This is a genomic window from Bacteroides cellulosilyticus (assembly GCF_020091405.1).
Taxonomy (GTDB): Bacteria; Bacteroidota; Bacteroidia; order Bacteroidales; family Bacteroidaceae; genus Bacteroides.
Genome location: NZ_CP081903.1, coordinates 1,124,005 through 1,142,181 on the forward strand (window position 1 = coordinate 1,124,005; position 18,177 = coordinate 1,142,181).

General features: G+C 45.9%; 13 protein-coding genes. 1 reads left to right on the forward strand and 12 read right to left on the reverse strand.

The window, feature by feature from the left end:
- Nucleotides 1-21 precede the first annotated feature (21 nt).
- The 4 genes from K6V21_RS03905 to K6V21_RS03920 all read right to left on the reverse strand — a co-directional run bounded on the left by K6V21_RS03905 (nucleotide 22) and on the right by K6V21_RS03920 (nucleotide 4,364).
- Nucleotides 22-1,155 carry a hypothetical protein gene (locus K6V21_RS03905; RefSeq protein WP_224320897.1) on the reverse strand — a complete coding sequence of 378 codons (1,134 nt, stop codon included), beginning with the start codon at nucleotides 1,153-1,155 and terminating at the stop codon, nucleotides 22-24.
- Between the two features lie 11 nt (nucleotides 1,156-1,166).
- Entirely contained in the window at nucleotides 1,167-2,429 is a 1,263-nt protein-coding gene (locus tag K6V21_RS03910) for a DUF6175 family protein (RefSeq protein ID WP_224320898.1), read from the reverse strand.
- Between the two features lie 18 nt (nucleotides 2,430-2,447).
- Nucleotides 2,448-3,329, reverse strand: a complete 882-nt coding sequence (locus tag K6V21_RS03915; RefSeq protein ID WP_195352718.1) for a hypothetical protein — start codon at nucleotides 3,327-3,329, stop codon at nucleotides 2,448-2,450.
- 318 nt (nucleotides 3,330-3,647) lie between these two features.
- Nucleotides 3,648-4,364, reverse strand: coding sequence for a SprT family zinc-dependent metalloprotease (locus K6V21_RS03920; RefSeq protein WP_224321997.1), 717 nt, complete (start codon nucleotides 4,362-4,364; stop codon nucleotides 3,648-3,650).
- Between the two features lie 282 nt (nucleotides 4,365-4,646).
- Between K6V21_RS03920 and K6V21_RS03925 the strand changes: the two genes are divergently transcribed.
- On the forward strand, nucleotides 4,647-5,510 hold the full coding sequence (locus K6V21_RS03925; RefSeq protein ID WP_217716176.1) for a head GIN domain-containing protein: 864 nt from the start codon (nucleotides 4,647-4,649) through the stop codon (nucleotides 5,508-5,510).
- A 394-nt stretch (nucleotides 5,511-5,904) separates the two neighbouring features.
- On the opposite strand, the gene K6V21_RS03930 is transcribed toward K6V21_RS03925, so the two are convergent.
- From K6V21_RS03930 to argB, 8 genes are all read right to left on the reverse strand, one after another.
- Nucleotides 5,905-8,049, reverse strand: a complete 2,145-nt coding sequence (locus K6V21_RS03930; RefSeq protein WP_224320899.1) for a glycoside hydrolase family 97 protein — start codon at nucleotides 8,047-8,049, stop codon at nucleotides 5,905-5,907.
- Nucleotides 8,050-8,151: 102 nt separating this feature from the next.
- Nucleotides 8,152-9,375 carry an alpha-amylase family glycosyl hydrolase gene (locus tag K6V21_RS03935; protein ID WP_224320900.1) on the reverse strand — a complete coding sequence of 408 codons (1,224 nt, stop codon included), beginning with the start codon at nucleotides 9,373-9,375 and terminating at the stop codon, nucleotides 8,152-8,154.
- A gap of 18 nt (nucleotides 9,376-9,393) precedes the next feature.
- On the reverse strand, nucleotides 9,394-11,190 hold the full coding sequence (locus K6V21_RS03940) for a RagB/SusD family nutrient uptake outer membrane protein (RefSeq protein WP_224320901.1): 1,797 nt from the start codon (nucleotides 11,188-11,190) through the stop codon (nucleotides 9,394-9,396).
- Nucleotides 11,191-11,225: 35 nt separating this feature from the next.
- Nucleotides 11,226-14,204 carry a SusC/RagA family TonB-linked outer membrane protein gene (locus K6V21_RS03945; RefSeq protein ID WP_224320902.1) on the reverse strand — a complete coding sequence of 993 codons (2,979 nt, stop codon included), beginning with the start codon at nucleotides 14,202-14,204 and terminating at the stop codon, nucleotides 11,226-11,228.
- Nucleotides 14,205-14,400: 196 nt separating this feature from the next.
- Nucleotides 14,401-16,056 carry a DUF6377 domain-containing protein gene (locus K6V21_RS03950; protein ID WP_224320903.1) on the reverse strand — a complete coding sequence of 552 codons (1,656 nt, stop codon included), beginning with the start codon at nucleotides 16,054-16,056 and terminating at the stop codon, nucleotides 14,401-14,403.
- Nucleotides 16,057-16,331: 275 nt separating this feature from the next.
- Nucleotides 16,332-16,814, reverse strand: coding sequence for a hypothetical protein (locus K6V21_RS03955; protein ID WP_217716168.1), 483 nt, complete (start codon nucleotides 16,812-16,814; stop codon nucleotides 16,332-16,334).
- The gene (locus tag K6V21_RS03960) at nucleotides 16,804-17,313 is read right to left on the reverse strand and encodes an RNA polymerase sigma factor (RefSeq protein ID WP_007210941.1); all 510 of its coding nucleotides are present in this window, start codon (nucleotides 17,311-17,313) and stop codon (nucleotides 16,804-16,806) included. Before K6V21_RS03960 ends, K6V21_RS03955 begins: the two co-directional genes overlap by 11 nt.
- Nucleotides 17,314-17,374: 61 nt before the next feature.
- Nucleotides 17,375-18,148 (reverse strand): acetylglutamate kinase, encoded by a 774-nt coding sequence (gene argB / locus K6V21_RS03965; RefSeq protein WP_224320904.1) that lies wholly within the window; start codon nucleotides 18,146-18,148, stop codon nucleotides 17,375-17,377.
- Nucleotides 18,149-18,177 lie beyond the last annotated feature (29 nt).

Genomic DNA, 18,177 nt, shown 5'->3' on the forward strand with positions numbered 1-18,177 from the left:
TCATAAGCGGTTTTCCTTTCTTTATTTCCAATCAACGGGCAGATTATGGATAATCACTTTACAGTTATCCACCGTCATTTCTACATACGAAAGTGTGGCACAAGGAGTACTGACACCTTTGATTTCGAACACCTTACCTATTCTGACACCTTTCGGCATCTTGTTTCCATAAGTCCAGGAAGTACAGCCATTCGTCTCTATCTGAGAGAAATTAGTAAAGGTCGCACCATCCGGATCAATTGCCGAAGTCATACGAATAGTCGCACTGTTATTCGTCACACCTGTATTGGTGAAGCGGGCATAGACACGAATACTTTCAGCCGTTTCATTGCCTTCACAAGACACCAGTTCGAAAGAAAGGTCATTGCAGGAAACCGAAATCTTACATTCGGGCAAAGGAGCCTTCTCCGGCTGCACGGCAACCGGTTCGGAAGACGTCACGGGCTCTGCGACAGGAGTAGGTTGCACTTCCGGAGCAGGTTCCGGGGAAGCCGGTTCTTCGGGAGCCGGTTCAGGAATAACAGGCGATTCTTGCGGCTCCCGCTTCCCTATCTTTTGCAATATACCCAACACTTCATCGTAGCAAGGTACCGTTTCGGGAACTATAGACAAATAATCCGCAGCTTCATTCAAGAGCCTGGCATCTATCAGCACCTCCGCTTTCTTAATGATGACAGGACAATTCTGCTGGTAGAAATCAGCAATACGCTTACGTGTAGTGCGGATGAAACGTACAAAAGCCGGATCGGTAACCTTGATGCCGGAGATAAGCGAAGCAATCGCATTGTCCTTACTTCCGGTAGCGTCTCCCTGTACCTCGATAACGGCCGTTCCATATACACTGTCATCATACTTATTGCGGGCAGTCAATGAAAATTCACCTGTAACCAGCGTCACATCCCGCAGCAATCCTTCCGTCTTCTTCGTCTCTCCGAGAACAAGCTCGGGCTGAATGACGAACGCATTGTAAAGTGAAGCAGTTCCGGCATTATTGCGGGCAATAATTTGCTCCACTTTCAGTTTCAGTGCATCCATGTTCTTCTGGCTTAAACCCTTCTGCGCGGGCGTACCCGCCACAAAATGAATGTTATCCTGCGCCGCCGCACCCAGCGAAACGAGCAACAGTAAAGCCCATAGAAATCTATTCTTCTTCATAAAATGCAGATTTATTTAATGGTTACAGTCAACCCTTGCCCCATTGTAACTACAGAGGCAACATATTCTCCCCCTAATTTCTCATCGAGGAAGTTCTTCAGTTCTGTACTGAAGCGGGAAATGGTATAAGCGCGTCCCTGCGCTTCATCCCAAATTGGCACTTGTACGGACATATCGATCACCTTGTCGTTGCTGCGGCTCATATCGTAAACGCCATTCAAGGCGTGAGCCTGCAACCAGTCTTCCAATACGGTCTTGAAACTTGCGCTTCCATCGGGCAACGGCTGGTCAAAGTCCCAGTCGGTGATGGATTTCGCCAGTACCATTTGGATAGCCATCTCACGACCGTTCTTCACAATGTCATTGAAAGAAGCCTGCAACTTGGTAAAGAACTCATCTTTTACCTTTTTGAGAGCATAGTCCGTCAGCTTAATGGTATCTGTAGTGACATACTTACCACTTTGGAAAGTGGCGCTTGCCAGATTGCCTGCCGTCTGAAACTCAGTTGCCGTCAGTTCCAGCGACACTTCGCTTTGACGTCTTGTATCAGTGGTTGTCATCACTTTGGCAGTCACAATGATATCCGCACCCATATTCTGAATCATCTTAGTTACGGCATCAGACTGAGTACCGGCTGTCAGCACGTCATTCCGTTTCGCCCGTTTCAGTTGGGCAAGGAAATCTTTCGTCTTATATCCGCGTGAACTGAACTCACTGGTCATCTTGCTCACGGCATAACTCAACATCTGATTGTGATCCAGGATAGCACGTATATCTTCATCTTCTCTGGTATAAGGAACCACCGTCACCGTAGGCAAACTTACCTGGCTGTTGGGAGTGCCCACTGCCATACCAAGATTAGTCTGCACCTTATTCCGGTTCAGATCTTTCTGCAAAGCATCGAACAAAATAGTCATTTCCACCGTGCAGCGGTATTGCTTACCTTGTTTTTCCGGTCCCTCCGTAATTGTATAGTCCTTAACAAACACAGAATAACGGTTTTCATCGAAAAAGCGGCGGTCATAGTCAGGTTTTGCAGTAGAAATCATCGGATTTCCTTTATTGACTCCATCCACCCCCGTATAGAATAAGGTATAGAAGGCAGACTTCAATGCCATATTTGCCGCCTCTTTCTTCTTCTCACTGATACCCAGGGCACGGACAGTCAATGTGTTTCCCTGCTGTTGCAGAAAGACCACTTCACTGGAATAATTCTGTCCGCAAAGAGTGGCGGACAGAAATATTCCCAAAAGAAACATAAAACAATGCTTCATAATAACTGTATGGTTTTATTAGTTGAAAATCCCGCCCATCAATGTCTGTTCGCGGGAAACGATCTTTATCGGTTGCTCATCACGGATGGCTTTCATGATTTCTTCACCACCCTTCTGCACCTTACACAAAGAGATATCATCTCCTTCAACCGCCTTCACGGTCAAACGGCCGATTTCCTTCTTGGCTTCGCGTCCGGCAACTTCACGTATGGCATAAACAGTAAATTTCTGGGCCTCTTTCACACCATTCATGGAGCCGAGGTTAATGTACACTTCCTCTGCCTTGCCCTTCTTCTCGCTATTTACTTCAAGGATAGTTCCTTCCATTTTGAAGTATTCATCCACAAAGTCGCGCATGCTGTATACCGCACTTTTGATAGTGTTGGCAATGGCTTCTTCCTTATTGCCACCGGTTCCTCCGGTCAGTCCGCTGTGCTGAAACGTCTTGGTACCGATCAATGTACCGTTCTTCGGATTGATAACTTTCAGTGTATAAGATACTGAGCCATCATAATATCCTTTTCCATCTCTTGTCTTATAAGCAGCAGTCATAGAAGATACCTGACCTGTAATGATGAACTGCGCCCCCAATTCTTCCATCACTGAGAGGCGGTCCATTTCATTATCGTCACCCGAAGAGATATTAGCAGATGAGCGACGTTGCGATTCAATACGCAAGGCATCCTGTGCATCCACATCAATCAGAATCACACGTTCCATCTTCTGTATACCCTCAATCACCGTATTACGCAAGCCCTCTACCCACGAGAACGGCGCATCGCCGGAGCGTTTGAAATAGTCAATGAATACCGTAGGCTTTCCCTTCGGCTCATCAAAGTTCTGGCAATAACCGGCAAGTGAATATACCACACAAAACACTAAGAGTACAATCTTTCTCATAAACTTCTTGAATTATATAATTTAAACTTCTGAACTTGCATCTTACTTTAATTTTTCAAAAATAAACATTTGTTATCAAACCGCAAGAGCGTTTACGTTTATTAACTCAAAAAAGAAATACAATCACGGAAAACAGTGACAACTCCTATACCATGTATTGATTGTATCAGAATCATGTCTGCATCGTACCCGAACCGTATCTGCACCGTACTTGCTCCGTACATTCTCCACTCAGAGGTACCTCTGACCGAAGGAACTACGGAGTTGGTACGGAGCAAGTACGGCTCAGATACGGTTTAAGGGTGATCCAAGTCGTGGTTAAAACTCCGTGCGATATTGCCTCAATTCTTTCCGCAAAGCTTGGGCTTTTCCTTCCGTCAATTCATCGAGAAGTGCCCAGAAACGCTCTCCGTGATTCATCTCACGAGTATGAGACAATTCGTGCAGAAGTACATAGTCTATCAGATGTTTCGGCAACAAAACCAGATAGTAAGACAGGTTGATTGTGCGCCGTGCCGAACAACTCCCCCAGCGCCCACTGCTGGAATTGATTTTTACACTTTGGTAAGGCAGATTGTGTTTCTGTGAAAGCATATACAGACGGGGTGGAAGAATGATCTTTGCATTACGACGCAGAGCCTCCTCGATGACTTTACGTAGCCATGCTTGTAATTCCGCATCAGCAAAATTGGCTCCCGGCGGACAGATAATCTGCATCTCTCCCAACTCGGAGCGTGAAAGGAAACGTTCGCGCTGTCCGCTTACAAGACTTAATTTGAAGAACTCCGTATCAATCCGAAAGTTTAAGTCTATCAGAGGACGAGTATGTTTTTTCCGGGCCACCCGCAAACGGGGACGCAGTTCTTCTATCGCATTCTTTATCTCTTTAAGTGTAGTTCCCGGCGGAATGGTTACATAGATAGCATCTTCCCGCGTACGGAAAGTCAAACGCCGCGCACGGGGATTCACTTTAATAAGAAAGCATCCAAGTTCATTATCTTCCAATACATTTTCCAAAACGACAAAACCTCCCAATGAATAAACAGACAAATAAACGAAATATCGTTCGAATATACAAATGACTAGATATCCAAAAACGGACAAGTGTCCGAAAATGAACACCTTTCCTAGAAGAATACATGCTAATTATCAGCGCTTTATAAAACTGGCATGAATATTGACCTATAGAATGCAACCGGACGTTGCCAAAAGGATTTCTGAAAAAAGAGAAAAAAGTATGCAACCTTTTTTAAGCAACTTACGTCTAATAGATAAACAGGAATAATATAAATGAATAATTATAAAACTAAAAAAGTTATGAAAAAGTTAGCAAGCCTCCTCACATGTATCTGTTTAATCCTTAGTACAACAGCGTGCTCACAAAGCAAGAACTACAGTTCAGGTAACTGGGGTAGTAAAAAAGTGATAGCCAGCAATAAATACGTAACGAAGGATATCAAGGTAGATAACTTCAAAAAGATCAGTGTAGCCGGTAGCCCTGATGTTACGTTTACTCAGAAGTCGGGACGCCCCGAAGTAGAAGTCTACACCTCGGACAACATTATTGACTTGCTGGATATTAAAGTAAAGGACAACACCTTATATATAGGTTTCAAGAAGGACGTCAATGTGTCTTACAAGAAACTCGAAGTACGTGTATCCGCCGAAACTCTGAATGGGATTTCTGTTGCCGGTTCAGGAGATATCTTCCTGAAAAACGGTCTCCAGACTAATGACAATTTATCAATCAATGTTGCCGGTTCAGGAGATATCAAAGGCAGCGGCATCAAATGCAATGATATGAAAGTGTCTGTAGCAGGATCGGGCGATATCAATGCTGATAATATTACTTGTAACAACCTGAAAGTATCCGTTGCAGGATCGGGTGACATGGTATTAAGAAATGTAACAGCTACGGGCACGGAAGCAAGTGTGGCCGGATCAGGCTCGGCAACTATTACCGGTACAACCCAAACAGCTACTTACAGCGTAGCCGGATCAGGCGATTTGCTTACAGAAGGTTACGAGGCTCAACGCGTCACCGCCAGTGTAGCAGGCTCGGGCAGCATCAAATGTTTCGCAACCGAGTTCCTGAAAGCACGCACCAGCGGCAGCGGAAAGATAGGCTACAAAGGAAATCCGGAACTGGATTACCCGAAGAAGAGCCTGTACAAACTTTAAGATTCTCTCTTATGACTACTATAAAAAGGATAGTTTAACACAAAATTCAAGCGAAAGGGTTTCCGGGAGGAAGCCCTTCGTTGTTTTTATCCAATGGTGTTATTTCAAACGAAGATGATTCGTTTTTGAGCGGTTTTGAACAAAGAGTGATAAGGCGGTAAGGTGATAAGGTGATAGCGGGATAACGCTCCGTGATATATAGCGCAGCTACTTTATCACCCTATCACCTTACCACCTTATCACTCTTTTCCTTCTTTTCTGCACTAAAATGAATTAATTTCTCAAAAGGCTTCCCTAAGGCACAAAAAAATAGGGAAACCTCCCGGCCTCCCTATTCGTATTGTTAACTTTAATATTAAATGCAGAGTATATCTCCATTTAATGCCTTTATGCCTTAGCGGATGGTTTTCAAACCTTTCATCTCCGTCTTATCAGCCTCTTTGATGCTGATGGCAACGCCGCCGCTGGCGGCTAATTTCTGTTTCAGCACACTCTTAGGTGTCACTACTACCTTACGTATACGATAACTTTGGGGATTGGTATCCCAATCTGCATCCTTGCCATCTTCGTAAATGGTAGCGATATATTGTTTTCCTTCCGGAAGCCAAGAGAAAGGAATCGTTGCCGTACGACTGTTCTCATCGGTAATGCCGCCAACGAACCATTCGTTTTTACCTTTTGCCTTGCGGGCTACGGTGATGTAATCTCCCGGTTCGGCTTCCAGATACCAGCTGTTGTCCCAGTCTACCGCAACGTCTTCAATGAAGCGGAAGGCATCCGGGAAACGGGCGTAATTGGAAGGCAAGTCGGCTACCATCTGGATAGGAGAAGGCATGGTCATGTAGAGTGCCATTTGCTTCACCAAAGTGGTGTGCACGCGTTCGTTGGGTTTCTCACCGTTGTAATAAGACAGTCTTGTCTCGAAAATACCCGGGGTATAGTCCATCGGACCACCTTTCAGGCGGGTAAAAGGCAGGATACAGGTATGATCGGGATCATTGCCGCCCATTGTTTCGAACTCTCCGCCACGGGCCGATTCCTGAGCCAGCCAGTTGGGGTAAGTACGGCACAAACCGGTGGGGCGTACTGCCTCGTGGCTATTAACCATTACTTTATAATCAGCAGCGCGACGGGCTACATGGATGTAATGGTTGTTCATCCATTGGGAAGAATGATATTCATTACGGGGAATGATGTAACCTACGTAACCGGTTTTTACGGCATGATAGCCATTGTCTACCATGAACTGGAAGGCCTCATCCAATTGGCGTTCGTAGTCGGCAGCATTGGCGGCTGTTTCGTGATGCATTACCATTTGCACGCCTTTTTCTTTGGCATAACGTTGCAGTTCTTTGACATCGAAGTCGGGATAGGCTTTATTGAAAAGGAACTGACGGTCTTTCCGGTAGGAAGCCCAGTCTTCCCAACCTTCGTTCCAGCCTTCCACCAGTATTCCGTCGATGCCATGGGCGGAGGCGAAGTCGATATATTCCTTCACATGGGCGGTATTGGCGGGGTGATGGCCGTTGGGTTTCAGTTTTGCATAATCTGTAATGCCGGGTTTGGCCTGATAGAAATCACTATACGCCCAGGTCTTTCCTTCGCCTGTGAACATTTCCCACCACACGCCGACGAATTTCATCGGACGAATCCAGGAGGTATCTTCATATTGGCAAGGTTCGTTCAGATTATAAATCAATTGAGAAGCAAGAATGTCGCGGGCATCATCACTGACAATAACAGTACGCCAAGGAGACAGCACGGGCAGTTGCAAGTAGCCTTTCTTACCCAATTTATCGGGAGTCAGGTGGGCGCTCAGTTTAAACTGTTTGTCGTCCACATTCAGCAACATACCGGCATAATCCACTAAAGCGGCTTCATGGATATTCAGATAGATACCATCTTCGCTTTTCATCATTAACGGGGTTTGCACTGTCAAACCGCCTTCGGCTTTCGATTCATAAGATTTCTTGGCGATTCTTTTCTCCATATCCACTGCTATTTCCGATAGAGGGGCGGTGGTATAGGCAAACTCATTGGTATCATAATCGCCGGGGATACAGAAAGCTTTGTGATTTCCCGTGAGATTGAATTCGGTTACTTCATCTTTTACGGTGAGGTAGTTCATCTTGCGTTGCAAAGGCAGTTCGTAGCGAAAGCCCAGGCCATCATCGAACAGACGGAAACGGATATTTAGGATCCGTCCTGTTTCCGGTTGTTCCAAGGTGACGGTCATCTCGTTATAATGATTCCGTACACGGTTGTACTCACCCCAGACGGGATTCCAGTAGTTATCAACAGAGGCACGTTCAAGGTTTGTTTGTTTGAATCCTCGGGTCAGGTCGGCTTCTTCCGTCAGGAGACCTAAACGACCGGAAGTTAAAACGGGTTTGCCTTTATAGTCCAGCCGGTATGCCGGAACGCCGTCTGCCTGCTCCATAAACTCCAATGACAGGTTACCGTCAGGAGAAGTGAGTTGCTGGGCCGAGGCGAACGAGCCGAGGCAAAGGAAAAAGGCAATAAAAAGAGAATGTTTCATATTCTATTATGGCTTTAGTATTATATATAAACTGATAATTTGCAAGACGAACATTGAAAAATCGAGCTTGATAAATTATCATTTATTCATATTATCATATTATCAATACTTAAAGATTCGATACTGATAAGGGCACAGACTCAGTTCTGCTTCCAGCTTCTCTTCTGTTCCGCTATACATATCTTTACTTGGATGTCCGTTCCACTCTTGCGGAAGCGTCACATTTACTTCACGATTACGTACATTTACAGCAACCAACACACGGTCTTTACCATCCTGTTTTTCAAAGAGCAGCACATCGGGTTGCGGATATGTCTTCAATCCCCCTTTACGGATAGCCGGATACTCGTTGTAAAGAGCCATCAAACGACAGTATTCCTGATACAGTTCACTGTTCCCCGTCCAATCCACCGGAACATACGTAAAGAAGTTGATAGCTTCGGGATAACCCGCCTCTTGTGAACCATAAATCAACGCTCCTCCATGCAGATAAGTAGTCAGTACGAAAGCTGCCATAGAGCCGCGCACATCTCCGAATTCTTTAGTAGGCGACATCTTTGCCGACTCATCATGATTGGTGGTAAAACGCAGTTTCACTTTTCCTACGGGGATAGTGTCATACTCCGCTTTATCCGTAGCAAACAGTTCCTGTGCCGGAGCATCTTTTACGAATACATCGCGAAGTGACTCCAGAAAGTCCCAGGAATAATTCATATCGAAACCAGCATCAAAGTGGTCGCGTCTTTTCCCTTCAGCCAGCATCAGCAACGAACGCTCTGGGATGGCACGCAAAGAGTCGAGCGCCTGTTTCCAGAAGTCGAAGGGAACAAAGTCCGCCGCATCACAACGGAAGCCATCGATGCCGATTTCTGTAACCCAAAACCTCATGGCTTCAATCATTGCCAGGCGCATCTCCTGATTATCAAAGTTTAAGTCGGCCACATCCTTCCAACCGGTTCCGGCAGGAAAGATTATGTTTCCGGCCTCATCCTGCGTATACCATTCTTTGTTGGCAATCCATGCATTGTCCCAGGAAGTATGATTGGCTACCCAGTCGATAATTACATTTATCCCCTTCTGATGGCAAGTGGCAACCAAGGCCTTAAACTCATCCAGTGTACCGAACTCCGGATTCACTCCTTTATAGTCCTTCACACAATAGGGGGAATTCACAGATTTCTCCTGCCCCACTTCATTGATCGGCATGAACCACACCACGTTGATTCCCAATGTCTGAATGGAATCTAAGCGACGTTCCACCGCCTTAAATGACTTCTCAGGAGCAAACAACGGCAACATAAACAGCCAATAAACTATCTTTTTCATGGATTTTCTGTTTTTGAGTTATTTATAATTCGGGTTCTGTATCAGTCCTTGATTGACAAGCAATGCAGAAGCAGGCAACGGATACCACTCATATTTACGATCACGCTTGGCGGGATAAAGTTGACCATTGTCCGTGGCACGTCCGAAGAACCACCACTGTCCTTGCGTGAATTTGTCGAAGCGACGCAGGTCTGTACGGCGGCGGCGACCTTCATTCAGGAACTCAACACCCCACTGGCTCAACATCCAGTCCATATCGAAGGCGGTGAAGCCACGCCCCGGTTTGTCTTTCACGTCTGCCCAGTCGCCGGCACTGAAGTAACGTTTACGTACTTCGTTCACCAATTCCTTGGCCTTGTCGGCTTGTCCGGCACGCATTTCACACTCTGCCAGCATATAATACACTTCGCTCAGGCGGAATTCCACCTCGTCGATGTTCTGGAAGTCGATGGCTGCGGAAGTAGGATATACCGGATACTTCACCAGACGAAGGCCGGAGTTCGTCTCTCCCCAACGCGGTGACATGACGGTTTCCAAATTGCGTCCCAGATTCATGAACGTACCTACCTGATCCACATACGCCAGGTCTTGTCCGTCACGGTCGGCATCGGCTTTCAAAGGCTCACCTTTACCATAGTTAGCTTTTATGGCACCTTTCAGGAAGATACCGCTGTAGCCGTTCTTTTTGTCATAGCTATAATTCTTTTTACGGATGTCGCGGTCGTCGAAGCGTTCGTAGACTGCGCCCAGTTTGTCACCGTAAGCCGCATCGAGGAAGCAGGTAGCTCCCTGTGTACCTCCCAGTTCATTCACCGTTCCCGCATTGTCATACGAAGGAACCAGACAAGTACAGTTCCAACCGCTCTGGCTGTAAGTACCTCCGAAATAGTCCCAGATATTATAAGGGTAGAAAGTCATGCGCATCCATCCCATATTCAGTTTACCGTCTTCGCAGGCAAAAGCCATGATGACTTCGGGACACTCGGTATTATTGATAGAGTAAATATCACGGTAATCCTTTGCCAATTCATAGTTACCATATTTACCACTGATTATTTCACGGCACAATTCGGCACATTCGGTATAATGGTTTTCTTTGATGAACACTTCGGCATTCAGCAACAGGCGGGCCTTGATCATACGGTTCACGGCCTTGTTCATGCGGTTCACCTGATTTTCGACCATTCCTTCGTAGCAATCATCCAGCTCGGTAGCAATGAAGTTATAAATCTTCTTGCAACTTGTATCGAAGTCCGGATCGGCAGTGGGTGGCAATTCACCGTCTACTGTGGCCGGTTCAATATTCAGCGGCAATGCACCACCCCAGATTTCGAAGATATTGTAATAAGCCCAGGCACGGAGTGTACGTACTTCGCCTTCATAAGCTTTCAGTTTCTCATCGGTCATCTTCAGGTCGGCAGAAGTTAACCTCCCCATATCAGCCAATAAAGTGTTACACAGGCCGATAGTGGTCCATGCATTCTCCCAGGCACTGCGGATAATCTTGGCATCGGGAGTCCAGTTCTGGATGGAGAAGATGAACTTTTCACCCTCATCATATCCCCACTGACCGCCATTCCATACACGCCAGGTCACCTGATCGGCAGGAAATTCCTGCATGTACCAGAAGTATTCGGCATAACTGGTAGCCCCTGTGGAGTAGATGGTAGCTACCGCACTCTTCACACTATTCTCGTCCTGATAATAGACGCCGGAGTCTACACGGTCGAACACTTCTTCCGTAAGGTCGAAGCAACCGCTCAATGAACAACCCAGAATGATTGCCAACAGACATTTATATTTCAGATATTTCATAATTCTTTTCTGTATTAATGATTAAAACGATAGCCTTATTTGAAACGGATATTCAAGCCTACGCTCAACTGGGTAGCCGAAGGATAGGCGCTGTTTGTATCTACACCCGGAGTCAGTCCGTTGATGGCAACGGCTGAGGGATCGTTACCGGAATAACCGGTCAGCGTAAACAGATTCTTAGCTGTCAGATAAACTCTCATACCCTTGATGAACTTGTTTTCTTTCGGGGTGATGGTATATCCCAGAGTCAGGTTATCCAGTTTAAAGTAATCGCCCTTTTCAAGGAAGAAGGAAGAGATCACACCGCCACCGGTTGTAATATCCGCATCTTTTCCATAAGCATCGCGCAGCACATTGTCCGTACCGCAACCTTTCAGCCCCATTCCGTAACGACGCATATTGAAGATCTCAAAACCGAAAGCACCGTTGAACATCAGGCTCAGGTCGAAATTCTTATAACGGATCGTGTTGCTCCAGGAGAGATAAGAGGTCGGCGTACCATTGCCTATATAGCGTTTGTACTTCACATCCGCCTTGGACACGGGAACCTTTTCGCCTTCATCGGTATAAATCATCATATCACCATTCTCTACACCGGCATACTCATAGCCATAGAACTGGCCGATCTTGCTGCCCTCTTCCACACGGAAGAAGTATTCGCTGGTACCTACGCCCGGTTTCTGATACAGTTCCACATAAGAAGCTTTGTACAGGCTGTTGGAGAGTTTATCCAGTTTTGTAGTACCGTAAGAGTAGTTGATGCCGGATGTCCATTCTACGGGAGTTCCTTTGAAAACGTCGCCTTCCAGAGACACTTCGATACCACGGTTCACAGTGGTTCCTACGTTTACCAGAATTGTAGAGTAGATGTAGGGAGGCTGTGGAGCCGTATAGTTGTAAAGCAAGTCGCGTGACTGGCGGTCAAACCATTCGACAGAACCGCGCAACCTGTTCCACAAGGCAAAGTCAACACCAATGTTCATACTGACACTCTTCTCCCAGCCCAGTTTGGAGTTGGCATTCACCGAAGGGGCATAACCTGTTACCCAGGCACCATCCATCAGATAGGTATCCGTAACATTCAGCTGGGCATTTTTATGAGAGCCGTAAGTGGCCAATGACTGATAGCAATCGAAGTCCGAACGACCTGTCACACCATAAGAGACACGGGGCTTCAAACTCTGGACGACGTTTTGATGGTCTTTCAGGAAACCCATATTCGCCATTTCCCAGGCAAGGGAAAGAGACGGGAAAGCGCCCCATTTATGATCTGCACCGAATTTGGTAGAGCCTTCGTAACGGATAGAAGCGGAAGCAATCAACAGATTCTTCCAGTTATAGTTAACACGTCCGAAGACACCGATCAGTTTGGCAAGAGATTTACCGGTACCCATGCTTGCTTTTCCTTTGGCAAGATAAGAACCGCTTCCAAGGTTATTCCAGAGAATATCATCGAAATTGAAGTCACTGTTTCCGGCTTGCAGGCGTTCCCAGGTGGTTTGCTCGTAGTTGTAGCCTACCATTGCCTTGAAGTTGTGGTCACCCAGATCCAGCGAGTAGTTACCCAACCACTCCAGGCGGGAAGTGTACCATTTCTGGTAAGTCACTTCTGCACGTCCGTTATAACCGTTCCAGTATGATTCACCGGCGGTGGAAGGGGTATAATAGTGCTGTTTCAGATCGTTGTAGTGCAAAGAGTAGCTCAATGAAGTATTCAGCATTTGCTTTTCCGAACGGATCAGGTTGACTTTTACCTCAGCAGTACCCAACAGGTAAACGCGCTGCCCGTTATTGTCGATCTCTTTCAGTTCCTGCACCGGATTGCGTGCTCCGGTAGGAGAAGTAGGCTGGAAGTAAGTTCCGTCCTCGTTATACAAAGGCATGGTAGGGTTCATGCTCAGGGCAGTATCGAACATACCGTCGTTGCCCCATACTTCATTCACGCGACGGGCGTTGAGTGAACCGTTCAGTTCTACGATTCCATCCATCATACGCTGGTTCAGGACAAAGCGTCCGCCAAATTCTTCGCGGCTGCTGTTCAGATCGAGACCGGTTGCTTTCTTATAATTGAAAGAAGCGCCATAATATCCGTTCTTGGTACTGCCGTCGATAGAAAGATATTGGTTGTTATCATACGAGAAGTCGCGCAGCAACAGGTCGTACCAATCAGTAGAATACCCATAGTCCGTTGCACGGCGGGAACGACGGAATTCGTCTGCGCTCAAGATATCCGGGCCACTCTTTGCCAGGTTCACACCGAACCAGCTGTCGTAAGTCACTTGGGCGCGTCCGGCTTCTCCGGCTCCCTTACGGGTAGTAATCAGGATTACACCATTGGCACCACGTGTTCCGTAGATAGCGGCGGAAGCGGCATCTTTCAGTACGGTCATCGACTCAATGTCCTGTGCTGCCAGGTTGCGGATATCGCCACCTGCCACACCATCAATTACCACTAACGGGTCATTGGATGCCGAAATAGAGGTTGCACCACGAATCTGAAGGGAGGAACTTGCATTCGGATTGGCTGCCGCCGTATTGTTTACGGTCAAACCGGCTACTTTACCGGTCAGCATCTCCATCGGATTGTTCATGGAACCTTGCAGGAACTTCGATCTGTCTACCTGCACAATGGAACTGGAAAGTTCTTTCTTGCTCAATGAACCGTAGCCCACTACCACAACTTCATCCAGTGCCTGAGCGTCTTCCGACAGCACTACATTGATTTCTTTGCGTCCGCTACAGGGGATTTCTTGTGTTTTGTAGCCAATAAAGGAGAAAACAAGGACGGAAGAAGGTTTCACTCCCGACAAAGTATAGTTACCGTCAATATCGGTAATGATACCATTAGTCGTACCTTTCACGGTTACGTTGGCACCGATTACAGTTTCGCCCGTGGTATCCGTTACTTTTCCTTTCACGGTTAAATCCTGGGCAAAGGATGCCACTGCAAAAAGTAATCCGGCCATAAGAAGAAGAGACCGGCACAAACATAACTTTGTTCTTTTTACATTCATACTATTAGTTTTTAGATTAGCAATCATTCTGTTCACCTCCACAGGTTGAGGCGACAATGCAAATGTCTGTAAAAAGAAGGGGGAAGAAAAAGAGGACTAAAGAAAATCTAGATTAACAAAAGAATCAAAATATTATATATCAGTAAGATAAAGCAAATAAAGGGCGTTAAAAAACTAAATGAAAACAAAGAAAGCTCTAACCAGCAAAAGACCCAATCTTCATCACCTCTTCTTCAAAATTATCACGGCAAAGAGAGCGATTCTTCAATTTGGAACGGTAGGTATAAATAGTAGTAATGGAATAACGCAGGAAACCTGCAATCTTGGCACTGTCCGTAATTCCCAAACGAATTAAGGCGAATATACGAAGCTCTGTTGTCAGCCGTTCATCCTGTTTAGGAATAATTCTTTCTTCTTCCGGCAACAGCTCATTAAAGCGTTTCACAAAATCAGGGAAGATACTAAGGAATGAATTATCGAAGTTCTGATAGAATTCTTTCAGCTCCTCATCGATGAAACGGGAGGATTTCAACGTTTTGTAGAGTTCCTCCACCTTTCCCGAAGCAGCCTGTTTGTTAAGCATCCGGCGGTATCCCTCCAACTTATCAATGTATGTGGAGCACAACCCCATAAACCGGCCGACATACTCCTCCTTAATATGATTAGCCTCCGTCAGTGAGTTATTCGTTTCGTGCTGTCTCTGATTTACTTCGATCAATCTTTCATTCAGAAGTTTCAGCTCTTCATTCATAGCCAGCAAATCCTGTCGCGCACGGGCCAGCTTCTTCACCTGACGAATTACATACCACACCGCACATGCCAGAAACAGCGTCAGTAAACTGGTAACAACCAGGAAGATCTGTAACACCTGCTGATGCTTCTGTTTCTCCACCTGATAGGCATGGTCTATGACCGGGAGCATCCTTGAAGCCTGCACATTCCGGAGACGGGCATTGTAGAAATTGGCATCTTCCATACTGCGCTTCATATAAACATCCGCCCGTTGCAATTGTCCCTCTTCATATAGCAGTTCCGCCAATGCACGCAAGGAATTATTCTCTTTCACCACACCACGAATATCAGCAATCGCGCTCTTTATCAAGTACTCTTTTTGCTTTTCCCGCTGTCCCGTACTCTGATAGATAAAAGCTAGAATAGAAGTCACCACTGCATAATCCCGTGTATCCGGTGAAAGCTTTTGCTGATAGGCTTCCAACATTTCAATGGCTTCCTCTCCTCTTCCTTGTTGCAGAAGTTCGGGAGTATAAGCTATGACATACTGATAAGACCCCTCTTCTACCATCTGCAATACAGAGTCGCGGTAGGTATACAGGTTATTCAGATATTCGATCTGATATTCGTCGTCCATCGCATACTCTGCATGATAGAGATAAATATCCTCAAAAGTGATGTAATATTCAATGAGTTGTTCTCTGGAAAGTTGCTTGCTATCTATAGACTTCAACAAGGCCACGCCTTCTGCATACAGACCTGTCTTTCCCAGGATGCTTGCCTTCTTCAGTTTGGCTTCATCCAGCCAATCTTGATTGTTGTGCTGAAGGGCAATCTCGATATTGCGATTGATATAATGTCTTGCTGAATCGCAAATATACGCTTCATATTCATCAAAAAGTTGTTGATTGATTTGGTATTCCTCGGAAGGAGAAGTACTCTTACGAGTCCGGAAATATTCTTTGATCTGATCAATGCGTTTCAGTCTGGCTTGCTCGTATTGAACGGTGTTTTCAATTGTCCTGTCCAGAACCACCAGTAAAGAATCTATTTTCTCCTGCGCTTGCAGAAGGCAACAGAACAGCAAAGAGATTACAAAAAGCAGGTACCGGTTTTTCATGCTTACAAACGTTTACGAACAGGACAAAGATATAAAATCCTACTATAATAACCATCTTACCGGTTCGTTTTTAATAAATCGCCTCAGCTTTGAAGAGTATATATGCATAAAAGGGACGCTGCATCTCGCGGCGTCCCATCTATCTTAGTTAGTTTTTATAAGAATTTGAGAGAATTGAAACTTCACAGCCTCAATTTGTTGTTTTAATAAAGCACACTAACTATATTTATGTTTAAAGCAAATGAAAATGTTATTCTTAAAAGCAAATGAAAACGTTACTTCTTCAGTTCCACCTTCTTGTCTACCCGTTGCAGACTATCCAGAATCTGTTGTTCGTGGGTAATCGTCACGTCTCCCGAAAGAGCTACCGAAGGTGTGGTAATTTGTTTGCCTATCGTATCGGCTGCGGCCACTTCTTTTACATCACTATAGAATGAATGCTGCATCACATTCCCTAATGAAAGTACCACTGCCACTACTGCGGCGGCCTTGAACAGCGGAACGAAGCGTGCGGTAAGCGTCAAGCGTTTTGCCTTTACCACCGGAGTCTCCACTTCTGCAAGCACACGGGCGTCGAAATCTGCTCCCAACCCCACTTCTTGTTGCAGTTGCTGATATACGAACAAGTCTTTGTAGCGAAGCAAATGCTCCGGAACGTCGCTTCCGTTAAAGAAAGCACGCAATTGCGCTTCTTCCTCAAGGGAAGTCTCACACTGCCAGTAGCGTTCTAAAAGTTGTTCTATATATTTACAGTCCATAACCATCTATATCTAAATACCGTTGTTTTACTTTTTGCCTCGCCCTGAAGAGGTTCACTTTTACCTGTTCCTCCGTCAAATGCAGGACGACCGCGATTTCTTTATAACTCTTACCCTCTATATCCCGAAGCTGCATGATCAGCCTTTGTTTATCGGGGAGTTCATTGACCAGACGATGGATGAGTGTCATTTGCTCTTTATCCACCAAGTGATCGTAAGGGTTGGATGCTCCGGAAGTCTGTTCCATTTCAGGTGTCAGTTCCACGGTCTGAGCGTCTTTTCTTTCGCTACGGTCTATTGCCAGATTCTTTGCCACTGTCAGGCAATAAGCCTCGATAGAACCGAATTTCGTCCACTCATCACGTTTGTTCCAGACTCTTATCAGCGTTTCCTGCACAACGTCTTCTGCCTCTGCTCTGTCGAAAGTAATCCGGAGAGCCAACCGAAAGAGTTTGTCTTTCAGAGGGAGAATGTCATTCCGAAAACTGATTTCTTGCATCTCTATTAATAATGACGGTTAAGTATATGGAAAGTTACAGTTGATCACTACTTTTTTTGAATTATTTTTTGATGCGGGTTCCGCTATTCTCGTTAATTGCTGACGCTAAGGTAATTACCACTTCAGTTACTCCCGCATTCAAAGCTTCAAAAGAATTCTCCAGCTTGGGTATCATACCTCCTTGAATAACACCGTCCGCTACGTATTGTTTGAATTCGGCAGGAGTGATCTGGGGTATCACGCTATCGTCATCGTTCTCGTCACGAAGCACCCCCTTCTTCTCAAAACAGAATACCAATGTCACATCGAACAAAGCAGCAAGGGCTTTTGCAGTCTCTCCTGCAATAGTATCGGCATTTGTATTCAGCAGATTGCCTGCACCGTCGTGCGTCAGCGGAGCCATAACGGGCACTACTCCTTTATGGATCAAATCACCCAGAAACTCTGCATTCACTTGCTTTACATCACCCACAAAGCCATAGTCAACGTCTTTCACCGGGCGCTTTACGGAACGGATCACATCCATATCCGCGCCTGTCAATCCCAGTGCATTGACACCACGCGCCTGAAGTCCGGCTACAATATTCTTGTTCACCAGCCCGCCGTACACCATCGTCACTACTTTCAGCGTTTCGGCATCCGTGATACGACGCCCGTTTACCATCTGACTTTCAATGCCCAGTCGGGCAGCCAATTTTGTGGCCGAACGGCCACCTCCGTGTACCAAGACTTTGTAGCCCTCGATAGCTGCAAAGTCATCCAACAACTTATGGAGGGTAGCTTCTTCCTCCACGATTTTGCCACCCACCTTTATTACTGTCAGTTTTTCTCTCATGGTTATAAGTTTTTAGCTACGAGCTACAA

Coding starts and splice junctions, on each gene's coding strand:
- K6V21_RS03935 (WP_224320900.1), bottom strand. CDS start 9,375: ATGAAAAAGATAGTTTATTGGCTGTTTATGTTGCCGTTGTTTGCTCCT.
- K6V21_RS03905 (WP_224320897.1), bottom strand. CDS start 1,155: ATGAAGAAGAATAGATTTCTATGGGCTTTACTGTTGCTCGTTTCGCTG.
- K6V21_RS03910 (WP_224320898.1), bottom strand. CDS start 2,429: ATGAAGCATTGTTTTATGTTTCTTTTGGGAATATTTCTGTCCGCCACT.
- K6V21_RS03915 (WP_195352718.1), bottom strand. CDS start 3,329: ATGAGAAAGATTGTACTCTTAGTGTTTTGTGTGGTATATTCACTTGCC.
- argB (WP_224320904.1), bottom strand. CDS start 18,148: ATGAGAGAAAAACTGACAGTAATAAAGGTGGGTGGCAAAATCGTGGAG.
- K6V21_RS03955 (WP_217716168.1), bottom strand. CDS start 16,814: ATGGACTGTAAATATATAGAACAACTTTTAGAACGCTACTGGCAGTGT.
- K6V21_RS03940 (WP_224320901.1), bottom strand. CDS start 11,190: ATGAAATATCTGAAATATAAATGTCTGTTGGCAATCATTCTGGGTTGT.
- K6V21_RS03930 (WP_224320899.1), bottom strand. CDS start 8,049: ATGAAACATTCTCTTTTTATTGCCTTTTTCCTTTGCCTCGGCTCGTTC.
- K6V21_RS03945 (WP_224320902.1), bottom strand. CDS start 14,204: ATGAATGTAAAAAGAACAAAGTTATGTTTGTGCCGGTCTCTTCTTCTT.
- K6V21_RS03960 (WP_007210941.1), bottom strand. CDS start 17,313: ATGCAAGAAATCAGTTTTCGGAATGACATTCTCCCTCTGAAAGACAAA.
- K6V21_RS03925 (WP_217716176.1), top strand. CDS start 4,647: ATGAAAAAGTTAGCAAGCCTCCTCACATGTATCTGTTTAATCCTTAGT.
- K6V21_RS03950 (WP_224320903.1), bottom strand. CDS start 16,056: ATGAAAAACCGGTACCTGCTTTTTGTAATCTCTTTGCTGTTCTGTTGC.